Raw genomic sequence first — 21,169 nt, forward strand, 5'->3', positions numbered from 1 at the left:
TCAATACTGGCGGGAGCATTGAGAATTTTTTCTATCTTTCCGCAACAAAAGTAAGTTATGTCAAAGTTCCCGTTTTATCAACAATTTGATGCAATGGATTGCGGCCCTACGTGTTTACGTATGGTGGCTAAATATTACGGGAAGCATTACACCACCGAATTTCTTCGCGAAAACTCCTATATCACCCGCGAAGGTGTGTCGTTGCTGGGAATCAGCGATGCTGCTGAAGCCATAGGTATGCGCTCGATGGGAGTAAAAATTACTTTTGAGCAGTTAAAGAAAGAGGCACCATTACCTTGTATCGTGCATTGGGGACAGGAACATTTTGTTGTTGTTCATCAGTTTAAGAAAGGGAAAGTTTGCGTGGCGGATCCGGCTTTTGGACGGGTTGAATATTCGGAGAAGGAGTTTTGCGAAAAATGGATATCAACCGTTTCCGGGGGCGAAGAAAAAGGAATCTGCCTGCTTTTACAACCTACACCCGATTTTTACCAGAGTGAAGACGACCAAGTTAAGCGTACCGGATTTCAGTTTGTATTTAATTACCTAAAACCATACAAAAAACTGGTAATTCAGTTAATTCTAGGGTTCTTTTTGGGAAGCTGTATTCAGCTGGTATTGCCATTTTTAACGCAGAGTGTAGTTGATATTGGTATCAATAACCAGGATATCGGTTTTATCTACCTGGTGCTTATCGCTCAACTGGTTTTGTTCATCAGCCGTATGTCGGTCGAATTTATTCGCTCGTGGATTCTTTTGCACATCAGTACACGTATTAATATTTCTATTATATCCGATTTTTTGATCAAGCTGATGAAATTGCCGCTGGGCTTTTTCGATTCGAAAATGATCGGTGATATTTTACAACGAATTGAAGATCATGACCGGATTGAGCGCTTTTTAACGGCCCAGTCAATCGGGGTGTTGTTCTCGGTTTTTAGTTTGGTGGTTTTTGCTATTGTGCTGGCCATTTACAGTTGGACTATATTTTTCATTTTTATTGTCGGTTCGGCCTTGTATTTTGTCTGGATCTATGTTTTTATGAAACGGCGGCGCGAGCTCGATTTTAAGCGGTTTAGTAAACTTTCGGAAAATCAGAGTAAGCTTATCCAGATCATTAATGGAATGCAGGAGATAAAACTGAACAACTACGAAAAGCAAAAGCGCTGGGAGTGGGAGCGTGTTCAGGCCGGGCTTTTTAAAGTGAGTGTGAAAAGTCTTTCGCTGCAGCAGTACCAGGATGCGGGTTCGGTATTTATTAATGAAACAAAAAACATTCTTATTATAATTATTTCTGCTACGGCGGTGGTGAATGGCGAATTAACCCTTGGTATGATGCTGGCAATACAATACATAATAGGGCAGCTAAATACACCTTTGCGCCAATTGATTAATTTTATGCACACAGCACAGGATGCCAAGATCAGTTTGGAGCGCCTCGCAGAGATACATGAGAAAAAGGATGAGAGTGAAGCCGGTAAGTCGTATGTGAGAAATCTGCCTGAAAATAAGGGGATATCGGTTAACGATTTGGTTTTTCAGTATGAAGGGCCACGTTCGCCAAAGGTGTTAAATAATATCAATCTCGAGATTCCGGAAAAGAAAACTACTGCAATTGTTGGAACCAGCGGTAGTGGAAAAACCACATTAATAAAATTGTTGCTTGGTTTTTACCCGCCGATTGCAGGTGATATTAAAATTGGAGGAACTCGCCTGTCCAATTATTCGCCGCAAATGTGGCGCGACAACTGTGGCGTGGTAATGCAGGATGGTTTTATATTTTCCGACAGCATTGCAAAAAATATTGTGGTGAATGACGAACTCATTGATCAGGAGCGTTTGCTGAATGCAGTTAAAATGGCTAACATTCAGGAGTACATTGAAGCTTTACCTTTGAGTTACAATACAAAAATAGGACAGGAAGGCGTTGGCCTGAGCCAGGGGCAAAAACAGCGAATATTGATCGCTCGGGCTATTTATAAATCGCCGGAGTACCTGTTTTTTGATGAAGCCACTAATGCGCTTGATGCCAACAACGAGAAAATGATCATGGAAAACATGGACAAGTTCTCGGCCGGTAAAACAGTGGTTGTTGTGGCACACCGTTTAAGTACGGTAAAAAATGCAGATCAGATTGTAGTACTCGAAACAGGTGAAATTGTTGAGCGCGGCACGCACGAAGAGCTGATTACAAAACAAGGAAAATATTATCAACTGGTAAAAAATCAATTGGAGTTGGGGAATTAATGGCTAATGACAAGTGACCAATGGCTGATGACAAAAAAATAGAGTTACGTTCCGGCGAAGTACAGGAGATACTTGGCGGAGTTCCATCGCGCATTGTGCGATACGGGATTCTTGTGTTTGTTGCCATCTTTTCGCTCATCATTATTTTTAGCTTTATATTTTATTACCCTGATATTCTGCGCTCGAATATTGTGGTTACTACCGAAAATCCGCCGGCTACACTGGTTGCCCGTGCAACAGGTAAAATCGATAAACTATTTGTTGACGATAAGGATCATGTAATAGCAGGGCAAACAATCGCTTTAATTGAAAATCCGGCAGATTATACCGATGTGCTTGAGTTGGAGCAGACGATAAGTACTGTTCAGCCCGCTTTTGATACGCTCAATTTTTCTGTTTCGCAGCGTTTTAATAAAAGTCTGCAGTTGGGTGCTGTTCAGGAGTATTATTCGCAGTTTTTAACCCGCTACGAGGAGCTGAATGAGTTTTACCAACGCAACTATTATATATTAAAAGAGGAGTCGTATAAGGAGCAGTTGAAAAACGCCCGGATTTTATATGATCGCCTTTGGGAGCAAAAAGTGGCCATTGATAAAGAATATCAGATTAAACAACGCAATTACGAACGCCAGAAAAAACTACTGGCTGGCGAGGTGGTTTCGTCGACTGTTCTGGAGCAGGCTGAATCGGAAATGTTGAGTAAAAAATCGGAACTCGACGGTATACGTTCAACTCTGGCAGAGCGACAAATCGGTATCAGCGAACTGGATCAGAAAATTATTGAAAACGAAAAAGAATATCGCGATTTTAAAATTCAATACGAATCGGCCCTCATTGAGGCTTTTAATAATTTGAAAAGCCAGGCAAGCAATTGGTTCCTTACTTATGTGTTGCGATCGCCAATTGATGGTGTAGTAACGTTTAATAAGTTTTATGCCGAAAATCAGAATATTACCGAGGGCGACCGTGTATTAACCATTGTGCCCGAAGATGTAGGCGAGGTAGTCGGGAAAGTAGAATTGCCTGTTCGTGGATCGGGAAAAGTTAAAGAAGGGCTCGATGTGAATGTGAAATTCGACAATTATCCTTACATGGAATATGGTTTGGTGCGTGGTAAAGTGAAAAGTGTTTCGCTGGTGCCCGAAGATAGTTTTTATATGGTAGAGATCACTTTCCCTAATGGTTTGGTTACTAATTACGATAACAAGCTGCAAATGCAAAGTCAGTTAATGGGGCAGGCCGAAATTATTACCGAGGATCTGCGTTTGATCCAGCGAATTTTTAATCCATTAAAATCGCTGTGGAAAGAAAGAATAAAGCAATAAGCGGTTTCAGTATTCGGTTGTCGGTTGTTTTGCCTATTTCTTCTGTCGTTTTCAATGCTGTCTGATGCTTCCGGCTTCCTTCTTCAATCTTCTCTCTCTCAATCCATTTCAATCTTAATTATTTCAAAAAAAAGGTAGAAATCTATTGTTCTTTAATAATAATTTGTACTTTTGCGAGCCGTTTTTAGGGGGAAAGTGCGCTTTTTCGTCTCGAAACGATTGATAATTAAGGATTTTTGCATAATTTTGCAGTCCATTTTGGATAATGATTATTAACTATATAAAAAACAGGTAGTTATGCCAACTATTCAACAGTTAGTTAGAAAAGGAAGACAAACTAAAGTTGAGAAAAGTAAATCTCCGGCTTTAGATTCATGCCCACAACGTCGTGGAGTATGTGTTCGTGTTTATACCACTACGCCAAAGAAACCAAACTCGGCAATGCGTAAAGTTGCAAGGGTTAGGTTAACAAATGGTAAAGAGGTGAATGCTTACATTCCTGGTGAGGGCCACAACCTTCAGGAGCACTCAATTGTGCTTGTACGTGGAGGTAGGGTAAAAGACCTTCCGGGTGTACGTTATCACTTAATTCGCGGTGCTCTGGATACTGCGGGTGTTGAAGGACGTTTACAACGTCGTTCGAAATATGGTGCGAAAAGACCGAAAAAATAAGAAAGTAAAAAAGAGTAATTAACTACGTTATTTGCAGTGGTTTGGTTGAGTAAGGAATTCTCTCTAATGTCTTCCGGAGATGAACTGAAGACCGCCTTAGGGCAGCCGATTTGAATAACACTAAAAAGTTTTAAAATGAGAAAGTCGAAACCAAAGAAGAGGATCCTTTTGCCGGATCCAAAATTCAACGACACTTTAGTAACAAGATTCGTAAATGACCTTATGGTTGATGGTAAAAAATCAACAGCCTACTCGGTATTTTACGAGGCTATGGACATGGTAGAAAAAAGAGTAAAAGAGACAGAGTTGTCTCCTCTTGATGTTTGGAAAAAAGCATTGGAGAACATTACTCCGAATGTTGAGGTTAAGAGCCGCCGTGTAGGTGGTGCTACTTTCCAGGTTCCAATGGAAGTTCGTCCGGAAAGAAAAACCGCTATCAGTATCAAAAACATGATTTTGTTTGCCCGTAAACGTTCGGGAAGATCTATGGCCGATAAATTATCTGCAGAGATCGTTGCTGCTTTCAATGAAGAAGGTGGAGCATACAAGAGAAAAGAAGATACACACAGAATGGCCGAAGCTAACCGTGCATTCGCACACTTCAGATTCTAGAATAGTTTAGTAAAATTGGTAATAGAAAATAGGTTAAAAAATGGCTAAACAAGATCTGAAATATACCAGGAACATTGGTATTATGGCGCACATCGACGCCGGAAAAACCACGGTAACAGAGCGAATTCTGTATTATACAGGTTTGACTCACCGTATTGGTGAGGTGCACGATGGTGCTGCTACCATGGACTGGATGGAGCAAGAGCAGGAAAGAGGTATTACTATTACTTCTGCTGCAACTACTACATTCTGGAAGCACAACGATATTGAGCATAAAATCAACATTATTGATACTCCGGGACACGTTGACTTCACTGTTGAGGTTGAGCGTTCACTGAGAATTTTGGACGGAACTGTAGCTTTGTTCTGCGCCGTTGGTGGTGTGGAAGCTCAGTCTGAAACTGTATGGCGTCAGGCTGAAAAGTACGGTGTTCCACGTATCGCATTCGTAAATAAAATGGACCGTCAGGGAGCCGATTTCTTTAACGTTTACAACGAGATTAAAGAAAAATTAGGTGCCAACCCTGTGCCAATGCAAATCCCTATTGGATCTGAAGAAAGTTTCGAAGGGGTAATCGACCTTGTAGAAATGAAAGCTATCCGTTGGGAAGACGATGCAGCAATGGGAACCAAGTATGTTCTTGACGAAATTCCTGCTGATTTAGTTGAGCAAGCTGAAGAGTGGAAAGAAAACTTAGTTGAAGCAATCGCGGAAGTAGATGACGCAATTTTAGAGCGTTACTTCGAAGATCCTGATTCAATTACGAAAGAAGAGATGTTGGCTGTTATCCGTAAAGCAACTTTGGAAGGAGTAATCATTCCAATGATGTGTGGATCAGCATTTAAAAATAAAGGTGTTCAGCGTTTGCTGGATGCTGTTTGTGAGTTTTTACCTTCGCCTCTTGATAAAGGTGAAGTTAAGGGTAAAAGACCGGGAACTGACCAGGATGTTACACGTCAACCTGATGCCGATGAGCCTTTGGCTGCATTAGCATTTAAAATTGCTACCGACCCATTCGTTGGTCGTTTGGCATTTATTCGTGTGTATTCAGGTACATTAAATGCCGGTGACTCTGTATACAACTCGCGTACAGGTAAAAAAGAGCGTATCTCGCGTTTATACCAGATGCACTCTAACAAGCAAAACCCAAAAGATTCTATCGAAGCAGGAGATATTTGTGCTGCAGTAGGTTTTAAAGATATCCGTACAGGTGATACACTTGGCGATCTTAAAAACCAAATTGAGCTGGAAAGCATGGACTTCCCTGAGCCGGTAATTGGAATTGCTATTGAGCCTAAGTCGCAAAAAGACGTTGACAAACTTGGAAACGGATTGGCAAAACTAGCCGAGGAAGATCCTACATTCGTTGTTAATACCGACGAAGATTCAGGTCAGACTGTAATCCGTGGTATGGGTGAGTTGCACCTCGAAATTCTGGTTGACCGTTTGAAACGCGAATTCAAAGTAGAATGTAACCAGGGAGCTCCTCAGGTTGCCTACAAAGAAGCGATTACTCAGGAAGTTGAACTTCGTGAAGTATTCAAGAAGCAGACCGGTGGTCGTGGTAAATTCGCCGATATTATTGTTAAAGTTGAACCTGCAGAAGACGGAAAAGTTGGATTGGAATTTATCGACGCTGTAAAAGGTGGTCGTATTCCACGCGAATTTATTCCTTCTGTTGAAAAAGGTTTCAAAGATGCATTGTCGAATGGTCCTTTGGCAGGTTTCCCTGTCGACAGCTTGAAAGTAACATTGATCGACGGTTCGTTCCACCCTGTGGATTCAGACCAGTTATCGTTCGAGATTTGTGCTCGTCAGGCATTTAAAAGTGCTACATCAAAAGCGAAACCAGCGCTTCTTGAGCCAATTATGAAAGTTGAGGTTGTAACTCCTGAGGAGTACATGGGTGATATTATTGCCGACCTTAACCGTCGTCGTGGCGAAGTTGCAAGCATGGATAGCAAGGGTAACGCAAAAGTAATCGAAGCTAAAGTTCCACTGTCAGAACAATTTGGTTACGTAACAGTATTGCGTACACTTTCTTCGGGTCGTGCTACTTCATCAATGGAATTTAGCCATTATGCAGAAGTTCCACGTAGCCTTGCTGAGAAAGTATTGGCAGATTGTAATGGAAAAGTTGATTTATTAAAATAATTTATAACAATTTTCTCTTATGAGTCAAAAGATCAGGATTAAGCTTAAATCGTACGATCACAACTTGGTAGACAAGTCGGCTGAGAAAATCGTTAAAACAGTAAAAACTACTGGTGCTGTAGTAAGTGGTCCTATTCCACTTCCTACTCACCGCAGAGTTTTTACAGTTTTACGTTCAACCTTCGTAAATAAAAAATCGAGGGAGCAATTTCAGTTGTCATCTTACAAACGTTTGATCGACATTTACAGCTCAACCGCTAAAACAATCGACGCACTAATGAAGCTGGAGCTTCCAAGTGGCGTTGAAGTAGAAATTAAAGTTTGATAATTTAAAGTAGTCGAAAAAAATGGCTGGTATTATTGGAAAAAAAATCGGAATGACATCCGTATTCAGTGTTGAGGGGAAAAACATCCCATGCACTGTGATTGAGGCCGGACCTTGTGTAGTTACACAAGTGAAAACGGCAGAGACCGACGGCTACGAAGCGCTTCAGTTAGCTTATGGCGAGAAAAAAGACAAGCACGCCACTAAAGCTGAAGTTGGCCACTTTAAAAAGGCTGGTGTTTCACCAAAGCGCAAAGTAGTAGAGTTTCATAACACCTATCAGGAAGAGTTTGAGCTCGGACAAGAAATTGATGTAAACATTTTCGCTGAAAAAGATTACGTTGATATAGTTGGAGTTTCAAAAGGTAAAGGTTTTCAGGGTGTAGTAAAACGTCACAATTTTCGTGGTGTTAACGATGCTACACACGGTCAGCACAACAGGCTGAGAGCACCTGGTTCTATCGGTGCATCTTCATGGCCTTCACGCGTATTTAAAGGTATGCGTATGGCTGGTAGAGACGGTGGAAAAACAGTTACTATCGAAAACCTCGAAGTAGTTAAAATTATTCCTGAGAAGAATGTATTAGTGGTAAAAGGTTCAGTACCTGGAGCCAAAGGTTCATACTTAATTATTAGAAAACAATGGAACTAAGTGTACTGAATATAGAAGGAAAAGAAACCGGAAAGAAAGTCACTTTAAACGACCAGATTTTCGGTATTGAGCCCAGCGACCACGCCATTTATTTGGATGTAAAGCAATATTTGGCGAACCAACGCCAGGGTACAAGCAAAAGTAAAGAACGTGGTGAGATTGCAGGTAGCACCAAGAAGATTAAAAGACAAAAAGGTACAGGTACAGCTCGTGCAGGTAGCATCAAGTCGCCAGTCTTCCGTGGTGGTGGTACTATTTTTGGCCCACGTCCGCGTAACTATGGTTTCAAGCTGAACAAAAAAGTGAAGCAATTGGCCCGTAAATCAGCTTTAACTTACAAAGCAAGCGAAAAGAGTATCGTTGTTGTTGAAGACTTCAATTTTGAAGCTCCAAAAACAAAAGAGATGATAGCAATACAGAACAATCTGCAAATTGCTGAAAAAAAGGCACTTTTCGTTTTACCAACTGAAAATAATAACATATATTTGTCGTCGCGAAATTTGCAAGACGTATCGGTTGTAATTGCTTCAGAGTTAAATACTTATCAGATCTTGAACGCAAAGGCCATTGTGCTTTGTGAGGGATCTGTTGCGAAAATTGAAGAAGCATTTAAACTTTAACGGATAAAAAAAGATGGAAATTTTAGTAAAACCATTAGTTACAGAAAAAATGACCGACCAGTCGGAACGTTTTAACCGTTACGGTTTTGTGGTAGCTCGCAATGCAAGTAAACCTGAGATTAAAAAAGCGGTTGAAGATCTTTATAACGTTTCGGTTGAGAACGTTAACACCATGGTTTATGGTGGTAAAGTAAAATCGAGATATACCAAAGGTGGTATTATTACCGGTAAAACAGCAGCCTATAAAAAGGCTATTGTTACTTTGGTTGAAGGAGATAGTATTGACTTTTATAGTAATATATAATAGTATATAATTAATAAGTATTATGGCAGTAAGAAAACTGAAACCAGTAACTCCGGGTCAAAGGCACAAAGTAATTGGCGCTTTTGATACCATTACTGCATCTACACCTGAAAAATCATTGTTGGAGCCCATTAAAAAGTCCGGTGGTCGTAATAACCAGGGACGCATGACAATGAGGTATATAGGTGGGGGACATAAACGCAAATACCGTATTATCGACTTTATGCGCGATAAAGACGGTGTTGCAGCTGTTGTCGATTCAATTCAGTACGATCCAAACCGTACAGCTCGTATCGCCCTTCTGAAATACGAAGATGGCGAAAAACGTTACATGATTGCGCCTAACGGGTTGCAAGTTGGCCAAACTGTAATGAGCGGTACTGGAGCAGATCCTGAAATCGGTAATTGTCTTCCTCTGGCTGAAATGCCTCTTGGTACTTTGGTTCACAACATTGAACTTCACCCAGGACAGGGTGGAGTGATGGCACGTAGTGCAGGTGCTTATGCACAATTGACCTCACGTGATGGCAAATATGCAATTTTAAAATTGCCATCAGGCGAATCTCGTATGGTACTTACGTCCTGCAGGGCTACAGTAGGTACGGTTGGAAATACAGAACATAACATCGAGAAATCGGGTAAAGCCGGTCGCTCTCGTTGGTTAGGAAGAAGACCTCGTGTTCGTGGTGTTGTAATGAACCCTGTCGATCACCCAATGGGTGGTGGTGAAGGCCGAAACTCAGGAGGACACCCGAGATCACGTAAAGGTTTGCTTGCGAAAGGTTATAAAACCCGTTCGAAGAAAAAAGCTTCCAACAAGTATATTGTAGAACGTAGGAAAAAATAGTAAAGAGGAATAAATTATGAGTCGTTCATTAAAAAAAGGCCCATTTATCGATTTCAAGTTAGAACGTAAAGTTTTAGCTATGAATGAATCGAACAAAAAATCGGTTGTGAAAACCTGGGCCAGAGCATCAGTAATTTCTCCTGATTTTGTAGGACACACTATTGCGGTACATAATGGAAACAAATTCATCCCGGTATATGTCACCGAAAACATGGTGGGACACCGTTTGGGCGAATTTGCTCCAACCCGTACATTCAGGGGGCATGCTGGTAATAAGAAAAGATAGGCATTAATATTTAAAAAGTAAGTACAATGGGTGCCAGAAAAAGACTAGCAGCTGAGAAAAGAAAAGAAGAGAAAAAACAACAATATTTTGCTGTTTTACGCAACTGCCCTACATCTCCAAGGAAAATGAGGCTTGTAGCCGATTTGATCCGCGGAATGGAGGTTAATAAAGCCTTAGATGTATTGAAGTTTTCTTCAAAAGAAGCATCACGCAGGGTAGAGAAACTTCTGCTTTCAGCCATTGCCAATTGGCAGGCGAAAAACGAAGGAGTTCGTTTAGAAGAAAGTGAACTTTACGTATCACAAATCATGGTTGATTCAGGTCGTATTTTGAAACGTTTGCGCCCGGCTCCTCAGGGTCGTGCACACCGTATCAGAAAACGCTCGAACCACGTGACTATTTACGTAGATAGTAAAGAAAGTGTTGTTGAAGAAAACCTTAATTAATATTCATGGGACAAAAAGTAAATCCGATAGCAAATCGTTTGGGATTCATCAAAGGATGGGATTCAAACTGGTTCGGTGGTGATAATTACGGCGACAAACTGGTTGAAGACCAAAAGATCAGGAAATACCTGAATGCTCGTTTGGCCAAAGCCAGCATTTCAAGAATCGTTATTGAACGTACCTTGAAGCTGATCACCATCACCGTTCATACTTCTCGCCCTGGTATTATTATTGGTAAAGGCGGTCAGGAAGTTGACAAACTGAAAGAAGAATTAAAAAAGATTACCAAAAAAGAGGTTCAAATCAACATTTTCGAGATCAAACGTCCTGAACTTGATGCTAAGATCGTTGCAAATAACATTGCACGTCAGCTAGAGGGTAAGATTGCTTACCGTAGGGCGGTTAAAATGGCCATTGCTTCAACCATGAGAATGGGAGCCGAAGGAATCAAAGTATTGGTTTCAGGTAGGTTAAACGGAGCAGAGATGGCTCGTTCTGAAATGTATAAAGACGGCCGTACTCCGCTTCATACTTTGCGTGCAGATATTGATTACGCATTGGCAGAAGCATTAACAAAAACCGGACTTATTGGAATTAAAGTTTGGATTTGTAAAGGTATGGTATACGGAAATCGCGACCTTTCGCCTAACGTTGGACAAAAGTCCGGACGTCCGGGTGGAAACAGAGGTGGTGGTGCAAACCGTAACCGTCGTAGAAAATAGTGGTTTAACACTCACAATCTAAAAAAAGGATGTTACAGCCAAGAAAAGTAAAATTTAGAAGAGTACAGAAGGGTCGAATGAAAGGTAACGCTCAACGCGGAAACCAATTAGCATTCGGTTCATTTGGAATAAAGTCGTTGGAAGAATCGTGGCTTACCGGTAGGCAGATTGAAGCTGCCAGGGTTGCGGTAACACGTTATATGCAACGTCGAGGACAAATTTGGATACGCGTATTCCCCGATAAACCTATTACCAAAAAGCCAGCCGAAGTAAGGATGGGTAAAGGTAAAGGTGCTCCTGAAGGATTTGTTGCTCCGATAGCTCCGGGTCGTATTATTATTGAAGCCGAAGGCGTTTCATTGGAAACAGCAAAAGAAGCTTTAAGACTTGCCGCTCAGAAACTACCGGTAAAAACAAAATTTATGGTTAGACGTGATTATGTTGAAGAATAAAATTAGGTGAATCATGAAAGTAAGTGAAATCAAAGAAATGACGAACAACGAAATCGTTGAGCGTCTGCAAATTGAAAAAGAAAATCTTGTTCGCCTAAGATTGAATCATGCTGTATCGCCGCTTGAAAATCCTACCAGATTAAGGGAAACTAAAGCAACGATCGCACGTTTGAATACAATTCTTCGCGAAAGAGAATTAAACGAAAATCAGAAGTAATTCAACGATGGAAAATAAAGAAAGAAATCTCAGAAAAGAGAGAATCGGGGTCGTTGTTAGTGATAAAATGGATAAATCGATTGTGGTTGCCGAGAAACGCAAAGAAAAGCACCCAATCTATGGTAAGTTCGTTAACAAAACTACCAAATTCCATGTCCACGATGAGAAAAATGATTGCAACGTTGGCGATACAGTAAGGATTATGGAAACTCGTCCTTTAAGTAAAACCAAATGTTGGAGAGTAGTTGAAATAATAGAAAGAGCTAAGTAATCATGGTACAACAAGAATCAAGATGTTCGGTAGCCGATAACAGTGGAGCAAAAGAAGTTTTAGTGATCCGTGTATTAGGCGGAACACGCAAACGTTATGCTACATTGGGCGACACTGTTGTGGTTACTGTAAAAAGTGCACTTGCCGGAGGCGAGATGAAAAAAGGTACTGTATCACGCGCAATTGTTGTACGTACGAAGAAAGAAAACCGTCGTCAGGATGGTTCTTATATTCGTTTCGACGATAACGCTGTAGTACTTCTTAACAACGCTGGTGAAATGCGTGGAACACGTATTTTCGGTCCTGTAGCACGTGAATTACGCGAGAAGAATATGAAAATTATCTCACTCGCTCCAGAAGTATTGTAAAAAGAAAAAAGCTCAAAATGCAGAAAAAGTTACACATAAAAAAAGGTGACACTGTGGTTGTGATCGCTGGTAACAGTAAAGGCCAAAAAGGTCGTGTACTGGAGGTGATCAGAAAAACCGACAGAGCAATAGTTGAAGGTGTTAACATGATGAAAAAGCATACCAAACCTAACGCGGAAGCGCCACAGGGTGGTATCATTGAACGAGAAGCACCGGTGCATATTTCTAACCTTATGTTGGTTGATCCTAAAACAGGTGAAGCTACACGTGTCGGAAAGAAATTGAATGACGATGGTAAATTAGTTCGTATTTCGAAAAAAACAGGAGAGGAGATTAAGTAATGGCTTACGTACCAACTCTTAAGAAGAAATATCAGGAAGAAATAATCCCTGCTTTAAAGAAAGAGTATGATTACTCTTCTGTAATGCAGGTTCCGAAATTAGAAAAGATCATCCTTAACCAGGGTGTTGGAGCAGCAATCGCCGACAAAAAACTGATCGACGTAGCTCAAACCGAAATGACAATGATCGCCGGCCAGAAAGCCGTACAAACTTTGTCAAAAAAGGATATCTCTAATTTCAAATTGAGAAAGAAAATGCCAATTGGCGTGCGTGTAACATTACGTCGCGACCAAATGTATGAATTCTTGGATCGTTTAATTGCTGTGGCACTGCCACGTATTCGCGACTTTAAAGGTATCGAAAGCAAAATGGACGGCCGTGGAAACTACACACTTGGCGTTCCGGAACAAATTATTTTCCCGGAGATCGTACTTGATAAAGTAAGTAAGATCAACGGAATGAATATTACCTTTGTCACTTCTGCAAAAACCGACGAAGAAGGTTTTGCTTTGTTGAAAGAATTAGGTTTACCATTTAAAAACGTTAAAAAGAACTAGTAATGGCTAAAGAATCAATGAAAGCACGCGAAGTGAAACGTGCAAAACTAGTTGAGAAATACGCCGAAAAACGTGCCAGATTGAAAGCTGAAGGCGATTGGGAAGGTTTGCAAAAACTACCTAAAAACTCGGCAAAAGTACGTTTGCACAATCGTTGCAAACTTAGCGGCCGTCCGAAAGGGTATATGCGCCAATTCGGTATCAGCAGGATTGATTTTAGGGAAATGGCTTCAAATGGCCTGATTCCAGGAGTTAAAAAGGCAAGTTGGTAATCGTTAAAAGAAACTTGAAAAATGAGTAAAGTAACAGATCCAATAGCAGATTATCTGACAAGGGTAAGAAATGCAATTATGGCGAAAAACCGTGTAGTTGACATTCCTGCTTCAAATATTAAAAAAGAGATGACTAAACTTTTGAAAGAAAAAGGTTACATCTTAAACTACAAATTTGAAGAAGGTGTTGGCGTTCAGGGTAACATTAAAATTGCGTTGAAATACAATCCAGAAACAAAAGTATCTGCAATAAAAGCGTTAGAACGCATTAGTAAACCAGGTTTACGTCAGTACTGCGACACAACCAGTATCCCACGTGTACTAAATGGTTTAGGCATAGCAATAATCTCTACCTCTAAAGGTGTAATTACCGATAAAGAAGCTCGTGAGCTTAACGTAGGTGGAGAAGTTTTATGTTACGTGTATTAATAGGGAGGAACAGTCATGTCAAGAATAGGAAAATTACCCATTTCAATACCAGCAGGAGTAGAAGTAAAAGTTAACGACAATGTTGTTAGCGTAAAAGGTCCTCTGGGTGAATTGACTCAGCAAGTTGATCCGCTTATCGAGGTTGCCATCGAAGATGCAACTATCGAAGTAAAAAGAAACGGCGAATCAAAACGCGAAAAGTCAATGCACGGACTGTACCGCTCTTTGATCAATAACATGGTGGAAGGCGTATCAAAAGGATACGAAATTAAATTAGAGTTAGTTGGTGTAGGTTATCGTGCAGAAGTTCTGCCAGATAACGTACTTGACCTTGTATTAGGTTTTGCTCACCATACTTACCTGCAACTTCCAGCAGAAGTTAAAGTAGAGGCATTATCTGATAAACGCAGTACGCCATCGGTGACTCTTAAAAGTCACGACAAACAATTAATCGGACAAGTAGCTGCCAAAATCAGATCCTTCCGTAAACCTGAACCTTACAAAGGAAAAGGTATTAAGTTTGCAGGCGAAGTATTGAGGCGTAAAGCTGGTAAAGCCGCCGGTAAGTAATTTTTAAAAAGATTAATTATTATGGCATTAACAAAAGTTCAAAAGCGAGCAAGAATAAAAAGTCGCATACGCACAGTTGTTTCCGGCACAGCAGAACGTCCACGATTAAGCGTTTACAGAAGTAACAAGCAAATCTACGTTCAGGTTATTGACGATGTACAAGGAGCAACTTTGTTGGCAGTTTCATCATCAGATAAAGGTATTACTGAAACAAGCGGTACAAAAACTGAAAAAGCTGCGTTGGTTGGTAAAGCAGTGGCAGAAAAAGCCCTGGCAGCCGGAATTACTGAAGTTGTATTCGACAGAGGTGGTAACTTATACCACGGAAGAGTAAAACAATTAGCTGACGCTGCCCGTGAAGGTGGCCTTAAATTCTAATATTATGGCGAAAGTAAGTAATAAAGTAAAAACAAGCGACCTGGAATTAAAAGACAGGTTGGTAGCCATTAATCGTGTAACCAAAGTAACAAAAGGTGGACGTACGTTCAGTTTCTCTGCCATTGTTATTGTGGGCGACGAAAAAGGAATTGTAGGCTGGGGACTTGGTAAAGCAAGCGAAGTAACAACAGCAATTTCTAAAGGCGTTGACGCAGCTAAAAAGAACCTGGTAAAAATTCCGGTAATTAACGGAACTATACCTCACGAACAAACCGCTAAATTCGGCGGTGCAAACGTCCTGTTAAAACCTGCTTCGTCGGGTACCGGTCTGAAGGCTGGTGGTGCGATGCGTGCAGTACTGGAAAGTGCCGGTATTCACGACGTTTTGGCTAAGTCAAAAGGATCATCAAACCCACACAACCTGGTAAAAGCAACAATGAATGCTTTGACCGAGTTAAGGGATGCTTATACAGTAGCTGAACACAGAGGTGTTTCAATGGAAAAAGTTTTTAAAGGATAACACAGTTATGGCTAAATTAAAAATAACACAAGTAAAAAGTGGTATCGGTTCAACAAAACGACAAAAAGCAACGCTCGAGTCGTTAGGTTTGAAAAAATTGAACCAAACTGTTGTTCACGAAGCTACTCCTCAAATTGTTGGCATGGCTAACAAACTGAGACATTTACTGAGTATAGAAGAAGTTAAGTAATATTTCAAACTATTGAAATTATGAAACGGGTCTCGAGCACTCGAGACCCGTTCCATCTTATTCAATGGAATATAAAAATATTTAATAAGATGAATTTAAGTAACTTACAACCTGCAGAAGGATCGACTAAAACTGGTAAACGAATTGGTCGTGGTCAGGGCTCTGGCCGTGGCGGTACATCAACTCGTGGTCATAAAGGTCAAAAGTCGCGTTCAGGTTACTCAAGAAAAATTGGTTTCGAAGGTGGTCAAATGCCTTTGCAACGTGTAGTTCCAAAAATGGGATTTAAAAACATCAACCGTGTTGAATACAAAGCAATCAACCTTGATGTACTTGAGAACCTTGCAACTAAAAAGAACCTGACCGTAATTGACAAAGAATCCTTGATTAACGCAGGTATCGCGTCGAAAAACGACAAGATCAAAATTCTTGGCGGAGGTACTTTAACTAAAAAATTAGAAGTTAAAGCCGCTGCATTTTCAAAAAGCGCGAAGGAAGCAATAGAAAAATTAGAAGGAACAACCGAAATAGCTTAAACCGGAATGAAACGATTTATTGAGACCCTAAAGAATATTTATAAGATTGAAGATCTAAGGTTCAGAATTGGAACAACACTGTTTTTCCTGTTAATTTACAGGTTAGGCTCGTTTGTTTCGCTTCCGGGAATTGATCCGGCTCAGTTACAAAACCTGCAAAGTCAAACTTCTGACGGATTGCTGGGATTGATTAACATGTTTTCGGGTGGTGCGTTTGCACAGGCTTCTGTCTTTGCTTTAGGAATCATGCCGTATATTTCTGCCTCAATTGTTATCCAGTTAATGGGTATCGCAGTTCCCTATTTCCAGAGGTTGCAGAAAGAGGGAGAGTCAGGAAGAAGGAAAATAAATCAGATTACACGTTATTTAACCGTGTTAATTCTGATTCCGCAGGCATCGGCATATCTTACTAATCTACACATGCAATTACCCGGTTCGGCTTTCGCAATGACAGGAATATGGTTTAACGCCCCTTCCATTGTGATTTTAACAGCCGGATCGATGTTTGTGTTATGGTTAGGAGAGCGAATTACCGATAAAGGTATTGGTAATGGTATCTCTTTGATCATTATGATTGGTATTATTGCCCGTTTACCAATGGCCGTGGTTCAGGAATTTGGATCGCGAATCAATGGTGGAGGTTTAGTAATGTTCCTGGTAGAGTTTGTTATCCTGTTTATCGTATTTATGGCATCAATTGCCTTAGTACAGGGAACCCGTAGGATTCCGGTACAGTACGCGAAACGAATTGTTGGTAACAAGCAATATGGCGGAGTACGTCAGTACATCCCTTTGAAAGTTAATGCTGCAGGTGTAATGCCTATCATTTTTGCTCAGGCAATTATGATGGTGCCTATTACAATTGTTGGTGTTGCTAATTCTGAAAATCTGCGTGGTGTGGCGGCTGCCTTATCAAACATCACAGGTTTATGGTATAATTTAACACAATTTTTATTAGTGGTAGCTTTTACGTATTTTTACACCGCTATTACTATTAACCCAACCCAAATGGCAGAGGATATGAAGAAAAACGGTGGTTTTATTCCGGGTGTTAAACCAGGAAAGAAAACTGTTGAATTTCTTGATACCGTTATGTCGCGTATAACATTACCCGGTTCTATTTTCTTAGGATTGGTAACTATTATGCCGGCCTTTGCCATGATGATTGGAATCAGCCAGTCGTTTGCCCTGTTCTACGGTGGTACATCGCTGCTAATTCTTGTTGGTGTAGTGTTAGATACCTTACAGCAGATTGAAAGTCACCTGTTGATGCGCCATTACGACGGTTTGATGCAATCAGGCCGAATTAAAGGTCGTCCGGGACTCGGAGGAATGTAAGACAAATTGTAAAAAGAGATATTTAGTATAAACTTATTCAAAAAAAATTAAAAGAGAATTTTATGGCAAAACAACCTTCCATAGAACAAGATGGAACAATTATAGAAGCATTATCAAACGCAATGTTTAGGGTTGAACTGGAAAACGGTCACGTTATAACAGGACACATTTCCGGGAAAATGAGAATGCATTATATTAAAATTTTGCCAGGGGATAAGGTTAAAGTCGAAATGTCTCCTTACGATTTAACTAAAGGTAGAATTACGTTTAGGTACAAAAACTAAAGATTGTATATGAAACGAGTCCCGACAAACGTCGGACATCGATACAAAAAATTAAAAAAATAATTAAGATGAAAACTCGTGTTTCAGTTAAAAAACGTAGCGAAGACTGCAAAATTATACGCAGGAAAGGACGTTTGTATGTGATTAATAAGAAGAACCCTAAGTTTAAACAACGTCAAGGGTAATTAATCTTAAAAAAAAGAATTTTATGGCACGTATTACAGGTGTTGATATTCCAAGTAATAAAAGAGGTGAGATTGCTCTTACTTATATTTATGGTATTGGCCGCAGCAGAGCCATCACTATCCTGGAAGAAGCAGGTGTAGACAAAAACCTGAAAGTACAGGATTGGACTGATGATGATTTAGCAGCTGTTCGTGGAGTTATCGGCGATAACTTCAAAGTGGAAGGTGAGCTAAGATCAGAAGTTCAGATGAACATTAAGCGTTTAATGGATATTGGTTGTTACCGTGGTATCCGTCACCGTATCGGTTTACCGGTTCGCGGACAGAGCACAAAAAACAACGCACGTACCCGTAAAGGAAAACGTAAAACTGTTGCTAACAAAAAAATGGCCACTAAATAAGGAATTTGAGTTATGGCAAAAAAAACAGGATCAAGTAGAAAGAGAACAGTGGTTGTTGAAGCCAATGGTATGGCTCATATCCACTCGTCTTTCAACAATATTATTGTTACGCTGACAAACATGAACGGAGAGGTTATCTCTTGGTCGTCAGCTGGGAAAAAAGGATTCCGTGGTTCGAAAAAGAATACTCCTTATGCAGCTCAGGTAGCTTCAGAAGAGTGTGCTAAAACTGCTTATGACCTTGGACTACGTAAAGTTAAGGTATATGTTAAAGGACCTGGTAACGGTCGTGAATCAGCAATCAGAGCTTTGGCTACTATCGGTATCCAGGTTACTGAAATTATTGATGTAACACCGCTTCCGCACAACGGTTGCAGGCCTCCTAAAAGACGTAGAGTTTAATTTTAAAACGAAAAGGAAATGGCAAGATATAGAGGACCAAAATCTAAAATCGCTCGTAAATTCGGAGAGCCTATCTTCGGACCGGATAAAGTTTTCGAACACAAAAACTACCCTCCGGGGATGCACGGTTTAGCTTCGAAAAGAAGAAAAGTATCGGAATACGGGCAGCAGTTAAAAGAGAAACAAAAGGCAAAATATACTTACGGTGTATTAGAAAGACAATTCCGCACACTTTTCAAAAAAGCGCAAGCTGCTAAAGGTGTTACCGGTGAAGTTTTGCTTCAGTTGTTAGAGTCTCGTCTCGACAACGTAGTATTCCGTTTGGGTATTGCTAAAACTCGTGCTGCGGCACGTCAGTTTGTATCACACAAACATATTACTGTTAACGGAAAATTAGTAAATATTCCATCGTACACGGTTAAATCTGGCGACGTTATCGGCGTTCGCGAGAAATCAAAATCGCTGGAAGAAATTACTGGCTCATTGCATTCACGCAGAAGCTCACAGTACGAATGGTTAGAATGGGACGGTGCACAAATGACCGGAAAATTCCTGAATCGTCCGGAACGTGAAGAGATTCCAGAAAACATCAAAGAGCAACTAATCGTAGAGTTGTATTCAAAATAATAAAATTACTTAGAATATTATGGCAATATTAGCATTCCAAAAGCCTGACAAGGTAATAATGTTAGAATCCGATGACAAGTTCGGACAATTCGAGTTTCGTCCCCTGGAACCGGGATACGGTATTACAATTGGTAATGCACTTCGTCGTATTCTGTTATCGTCGTTGGAAGGCTATGCAATTACAACCGTTAAAATTGAAGGTGTTGACCATGAGTTTTCTACGATTAAAGGAGTTATTGAAGATGTAACTGATATTATCCTTAATCTGAAGCAAGTTCGTTTCAAAAACGAGGTGGAAGATTTTGACAGCGAAAAAGTATCTATTTCAATCAGCGGACAGGAAGAATTTACTGCCGGCGACATTAACAAATTTATGACCGGTTTCAGAGTACTGAATCCTGAGTTGGTAATTTGCAGAATGGAATCGGATGTAAAAATTCAAATGGAGTTGAACATCAGCAAAGGCCGTGGTTACGTTCCTGCTGTTGAAAACAAGCCGGTTGAAGAAGAATTTGGTGTAATTCCGATCGACTCGATCTACACACCAATTAAAAAGGTAAAATTTGCCGTTGAAAACTATCGTGTTGAGCAAAAAACAGACTACGAAAAATTAGTTCTGGATATTGCTACCGATGGTTCTGTTCACCCAAAAGATGCATTAAAAGAAGCAGCTAAAATTCTTATCTATCACTTCATGCTGTTCTCAGACGAAAAGATCACTCTTGATACGGATGAGAAATTTGCAAACGAAGAGTTTGACGAAGAAGTACTGCACATGCGTCAGTTGTTGAAAACTAAACTGGTTGATATGGATCTGTCAGTTCGTGCTTTGAATTGTTTGAAAGCTGCGGATGTAGATACATTAGGAGACCTGGTTACCTACAACAGAAACGACCTGCTGAAATTCAGAAACTTTGGTAAAAAATCGTTAACCGAATTGGATGACCTTTTAGATAACATGGGACTGAATTTTGGAATGGATATTTCCAAGTATAAACTTGATAAGGAGTAAAAGGCAATGAGACATAATAAGAAATTTAATCACTTAGGCCGTAAAGCACCACATCGTAAAGCGATGTTGGCAAACATGGCAAGTTCACTTATCGCGCATAAGAGAATTTCAACTACTGTTGCAAAAGCGAAAGCATTGCGTATGTACGTTGAGCCACTGATTACTAAGGCAAAAGAAGATACTACACACTCGCGCAGGGTAGTTTTTAGCTACTTGCAAGACAAAGATGCTGTATCGGAATTGTTCCGCGAAGTAGCTGTAAAAGTTGCTGACCGTCCGGGAGGATACACTCGTATTCTGAAAACCGGTAGCCGTTTAGGCGACAACGCTGATATGTGTATCATCGAGTTGGTTGACTTCAACGAAGCTATGTTGGCTGCAAAAGAAGAAGCTGCTGCACCTAAAAAACGTCGTTCACGTCGTGCCGGTGCTAAAAAAGCTGATGCTACTGCGCCAGTTGCAGAGGCTGAAGTTGTTGAAGAAGTTAAAACTGAAGAAGCTCCGGCTCCTGAAGCAAAAGCTGAAGAAACAACCGAAGAGCCTAAAGCTGACGAGTCAGCTGATGAAGAGAAAAAAGAAGACTAATAATTTTCTTTACCATATTGA

At 40.5% G+C, this 21,169-nt stretch carries 34 protein-coding genes; all 34 read left to right on the plus strand.

Annotated features, from left to right (window positions below; translation table 11 throughout):
* Window positions 1-57 precede the first annotated feature (57 nt).
* The 34 genes from G4420_RS08505 to rplQ all read left to right on the plus strand — a co-directional run bounded on the left by G4420_RS08505 (window position 58) and on the right by rplQ (window position 21,148).
* Complete coding sequence (locus G4420_RS08505; RefSeq protein ID WP_163323192.1) at window positions 58-2,247, plus strand: peptidase domain-containing ABC transporter; 2,190 nt, start codon at window positions 58-60, stop codon at window positions 2,245-2,247.
* A 20-nt stretch (window positions 2,248-2,267) separates the two neighbouring features.
* Entirely contained in the window at window positions 2,268-3,572 is a 1,305-nt protein-coding gene (locus tag G4420_RS08510; RefSeq protein ID WP_163323194.1) for an HlyD family secretion protein, read from the plus strand.
* 297 nt (window positions 3,573-3,869) lie between these two features.
* On the plus strand, window positions 3,870-4,244 hold the full coding sequence (gene rpsL / locus G4420_RS08515) for a 30S ribosomal protein S12 (RefSeq protein WP_038558978.1): 375 nt from the start codon (window positions 3,870-3,872) through the stop codon (window positions 4,242-4,244).
* A 135-nt stretch (window positions 4,245-4,379) separates the two neighbouring features.
* A complete protein-coding gene (rpsG, locus tag G4420_RS08520; RefSeq protein WP_163323196.1) occupies window positions 4,380-4,856 on the plus strand; it encodes a 30S ribosomal protein S7 in 477 nt (158 codons plus the stop codon).
* A 40-nt stretch (window positions 4,857-4,896) separates the two neighbouring features.
* Window positions 4,897-7,011 (plus strand): elongation factor G, encoded by a 2,115-nt coding sequence (gene fusA / locus G4420_RS08525; RefSeq protein ID WP_163323197.1) that lies wholly within the window; start codon window positions 4,897-4,899, stop codon window positions 7,009-7,011.
* 19 nt (window positions 7,012-7,030) lie between these two features.
* On the plus strand, window positions 7,031-7,336 hold the full coding sequence (rpsJ, locus tag G4420_RS08530) for a 30S ribosomal protein S10 (protein WP_038558987.1): 306 nt from the start codon (window positions 7,031-7,033) through the stop codon (window positions 7,334-7,336).
* A 22-nt stretch (window positions 7,337-7,358) separates the two neighbouring features.
* Window positions 7,359-7,988 (plus strand): 50S ribosomal protein L3, encoded by a 630-nt coding sequence (gene rplC / locus G4420_RS08535; RefSeq protein WP_163323199.1) that lies wholly within the window; start codon window positions 7,359-7,361, stop codon window positions 7,986-7,988.
* Entirely contained in the window at window positions 7,979-8,608 is a 630-nt protein-coding gene (gene rplD, locus G4420_RS08540; RefSeq protein WP_163323201.1) for a 50S ribosomal protein L4, read from the plus strand. Before rplC ends, rplD begins: the two co-directional genes overlap by 10 nt.
* Before the next feature lie 13 nt (window positions 8,609-8,621).
* The gene (rplW, locus tag G4420_RS08545) at window positions 8,622-8,912 is read left to right on the plus strand and encodes a 50S ribosomal protein L23 (protein WP_045032505.1); all 291 of its coding nucleotides are present in this window, start codon (window positions 8,622-8,624) and stop codon (window positions 8,910-8,912) included.
* Between the two features lie 22 nt (window positions 8,913-8,934).
* Window positions 8,935-9,759 carry a 50S ribosomal protein L2 gene (gene rplB / locus G4420_RS08550; RefSeq protein WP_163323202.1) on the plus strand — a complete coding sequence of 275 codons (825 nt, stop codon included), beginning with the start codon at window positions 8,935-8,937 and terminating at the stop codon, window positions 9,757-9,759.
* 16 nt (window positions 9,760-9,775) lie between these two features.
* Window positions 9,776-10,045, plus strand: coding sequence for a 30S ribosomal protein S19 (gene rpsS, locus G4420_RS08555; protein ID WP_038559002.1), 270 nt, complete (start codon window positions 9,776-9,778; stop codon window positions 10,043-10,045).
* Window positions 10,046-10,071: 26 nt separating this feature from the next.
* Entirely contained in the window at window positions 10,072-10,491 is a 420-nt protein-coding gene (gene rplV / locus G4420_RS08560; RefSeq protein ID WP_163323204.1) for a 50S ribosomal protein L22, read from the plus strand.
* A gap of 5 nt (window positions 10,492-10,496) precedes the next feature.
* Window positions 10,497-11,213, plus strand: coding sequence for a 30S ribosomal protein S3 (rpsC, locus tag G4420_RS08565; protein ID WP_038559008.1), 717 nt, complete (start codon window positions 10,497-10,499; stop codon window positions 11,211-11,213).
* 29 nt (window positions 11,214-11,242) lie between these two features.
* On the plus strand, window positions 11,243-11,665 hold the full coding sequence (rplP, locus tag G4420_RS08570) for a 50S ribosomal protein L16 (RefSeq protein ID WP_163323206.1): 423 nt from the start codon (window positions 11,243-11,245) through the stop codon (window positions 11,663-11,665).
* 13 nt (window positions 11,666-11,678) lie between these two features.
* Window positions 11,679-11,882, plus strand: coding sequence for a 50S ribosomal protein L29 (gene rpmC / locus G4420_RS08575; protein ID WP_163323208.1), 204 nt, complete (start codon window positions 11,679-11,681; stop codon window positions 11,880-11,882).
* Between the two features lie 7 nt (window positions 11,883-11,889).
* Window positions 11,890-12,153, plus strand: coding sequence for a 30S ribosomal protein S17 (rpsQ, locus tag G4420_RS08580; RefSeq protein ID WP_163323210.1), 264 nt, complete (start codon window positions 11,890-11,892; stop codon window positions 12,151-12,153).
* A gap of 2 nt (window positions 12,154-12,155) precedes the next feature.
* On the plus strand, window positions 12,156-12,521 hold the full coding sequence (gene rplN / locus G4420_RS08585) for a 50S ribosomal protein L14 (RefSeq protein WP_045032512.1): 366 nt from the start codon (window positions 12,156-12,158) through the stop codon (window positions 12,519-12,521).
* Window positions 12,522-12,538: 17 nt separating this feature from the next.
* Window positions 12,539-12,862: a 50S ribosomal protein L24 gene (gene rplX / locus G4420_RS08590; protein WP_038559026.1), complete on the plus strand. Its 324-nt coding sequence runs from the start codon at window positions 12,539-12,541 to the stop codon at window positions 12,860-12,862.
* Window positions 12,862-13,419 carry a 50S ribosomal protein L5 gene (rplE, locus tag G4420_RS08595; protein ID WP_038559032.1) on the plus strand — a complete coding sequence of 186 codons (558 nt, stop codon included), beginning with the start codon at window positions 12,862-12,864 and terminating at the stop codon, window positions 13,417-13,419. The genes rplX and rplE overlap by 1 nt, the downstream gene beginning before the upstream one ends.
* A 2-nt stretch (window positions 13,420-13,421) precedes the next feature.
* Window positions 13,422-13,691: a 30S ribosomal protein S14 gene (rpsN, locus tag G4420_RS08600; RefSeq protein WP_038559037.1), complete on the plus strand. Its 270-nt coding sequence runs from the start codon at window positions 13,422-13,424 to the stop codon at window positions 13,689-13,691.
* A 21-nt stretch (window positions 13,692-13,712) separates the two neighbouring features.
* A complete protein-coding gene (gene rpsH / locus G4420_RS08605; RefSeq protein ID WP_163323212.1) occupies window positions 13,713-14,120 on the plus strand; it encodes a 30S ribosomal protein S8 in 408 nt (135 codons plus the stop codon).
* A 15-nt stretch (window positions 14,121-14,135) separates the two neighbouring features.
* Window positions 14,136-14,690 (plus strand): 50S ribosomal protein L6, encoded by a 555-nt coding sequence (gene rplF, locus G4420_RS08610; RefSeq protein ID WP_163323213.1) that lies wholly within the window; start codon window positions 14,136-14,138, stop codon window positions 14,688-14,690.
* 21 nt (window positions 14,691-14,711) lie between these two features.
* Window positions 14,712-15,068, plus strand: coding sequence for a 50S ribosomal protein L18 (rplR, locus tag G4420_RS08615; protein WP_163323215.1), 357 nt, complete (start codon window positions 14,712-14,714; stop codon window positions 15,066-15,068).
* A 4-nt stretch (window positions 15,069-15,072) separates the two neighbouring features.
* Window positions 15,073-15,588, plus strand: a complete 516-nt coding sequence (gene rpsE, locus G4420_RS08620; protein ID WP_045032520.1) for a 30S ribosomal protein S5 — start codon at window positions 15,073-15,075, stop codon at window positions 15,586-15,588.
* Between the two features lie 7 nt (window positions 15,589-15,595).
* The gene (rpmD, locus tag G4420_RS08625) at window positions 15,596-15,778 is read left to right on the plus strand and encodes a 50S ribosomal protein L30 (RefSeq protein ID WP_045032522.1); all 183 of its coding nucleotides are present in this window, start codon (window positions 15,596-15,598) and stop codon (window positions 15,776-15,778) included.
* Between the two features lie 89 nt (window positions 15,779-15,867).
* Window positions 15,868-16,314 (plus strand): 50S ribosomal protein L15, encoded by a 447-nt coding sequence (gene rplO, locus G4420_RS08630; RefSeq protein ID WP_163323217.1) that lies wholly within the window; start codon window positions 15,868-15,870, stop codon window positions 16,312-16,314.
* Window positions 16,315-16,320: 6 nt separating this feature from the next.
* The gene (gene secY / locus G4420_RS08635) at window positions 16,321-17,652 is read left to right on the plus strand and encodes a preprotein translocase subunit SecY (RefSeq protein ID WP_163323218.1); all 1,332 of its coding nucleotides are present in this window, start codon (window positions 16,321-16,323) and stop codon (window positions 17,650-17,652) included.
* Between the two features lie 62 nt (window positions 17,653-17,714).
* Window positions 17,715-17,936, plus strand: coding sequence for a translation initiation factor IF-1 (gene infA / locus G4420_RS08640; RefSeq protein ID WP_038559066.1), 222 nt, complete (start codon window positions 17,715-17,717; stop codon window positions 17,934-17,936).
* Between the two features lie 68 nt (window positions 17,937-18,004).
* The gene (gene rpmJ / locus G4420_RS08645) at window positions 18,005-18,121 is read left to right on the plus strand and encodes a 50S ribosomal protein L36 (protein ID WP_074780216.1); all 117 of its coding nucleotides are present in this window, start codon (window positions 18,005-18,007) and stop codon (window positions 18,119-18,121) included.
* 23 nt (window positions 18,122-18,144) lie between these two features.
* Window positions 18,145-18,522, plus strand: coding sequence for a 30S ribosomal protein S13 (rpsM, locus tag G4420_RS08650; protein WP_163323220.1), 378 nt, complete (start codon window positions 18,145-18,147; stop codon window positions 18,520-18,522).
* Between the two features lie 12 nt (window positions 18,523-18,534).
* Window positions 18,535-18,924 carry a 30S ribosomal protein S11 gene (gene rpsK, locus G4420_RS08655; protein ID WP_045032531.1) on the plus strand — a complete coding sequence of 130 codons (390 nt, stop codon included), beginning with the start codon at window positions 18,535-18,537 and terminating at the stop codon, window positions 18,922-18,924.
* A gap of 18 nt (window positions 18,925-18,942) precedes the next feature.
* Window positions 18,943-19,551 carry a 30S ribosomal protein S4 gene (rpsD, locus tag G4420_RS08660; RefSeq protein ID WP_163323221.1) on the plus strand — a complete coding sequence of 203 codons (609 nt, stop codon included), beginning with the start codon at window positions 18,943-18,945 and terminating at the stop codon, window positions 19,549-19,551.
* Between the two features lie 19 nt (window positions 19,552-19,570).
* Window positions 19,571-20,563, plus strand: coding sequence for a DNA-directed RNA polymerase subunit alpha (locus tag G4420_RS08665; protein WP_163323224.1), 993 nt, complete (start codon window positions 19,571-19,573; stop codon window positions 20,561-20,563).
* A 6-nt stretch (window positions 20,564-20,569) separates the two neighbouring features.
* On the plus strand, window positions 20,570-21,148 hold the full coding sequence (gene rplQ / locus G4420_RS23645; RefSeq protein ID WP_163323225.1) for a 50S ribosomal protein L17: 579 nt from the start codon (window positions 20,570-20,572) through the stop codon (window positions 21,146-21,148).
* The last annotated feature ends 21 nt before the right edge of the window (window positions 21,149-21,169 follow it).

Source organism: Draconibacterium mangrovi (assembly GCF_010586825.1).
Taxonomy (GTDB): Bacteria; Bacteroidota; Bacteroidia; order Bacteroidales; family Prolixibacteraceae; genus Draconibacterium; species Draconibacterium mangrovi.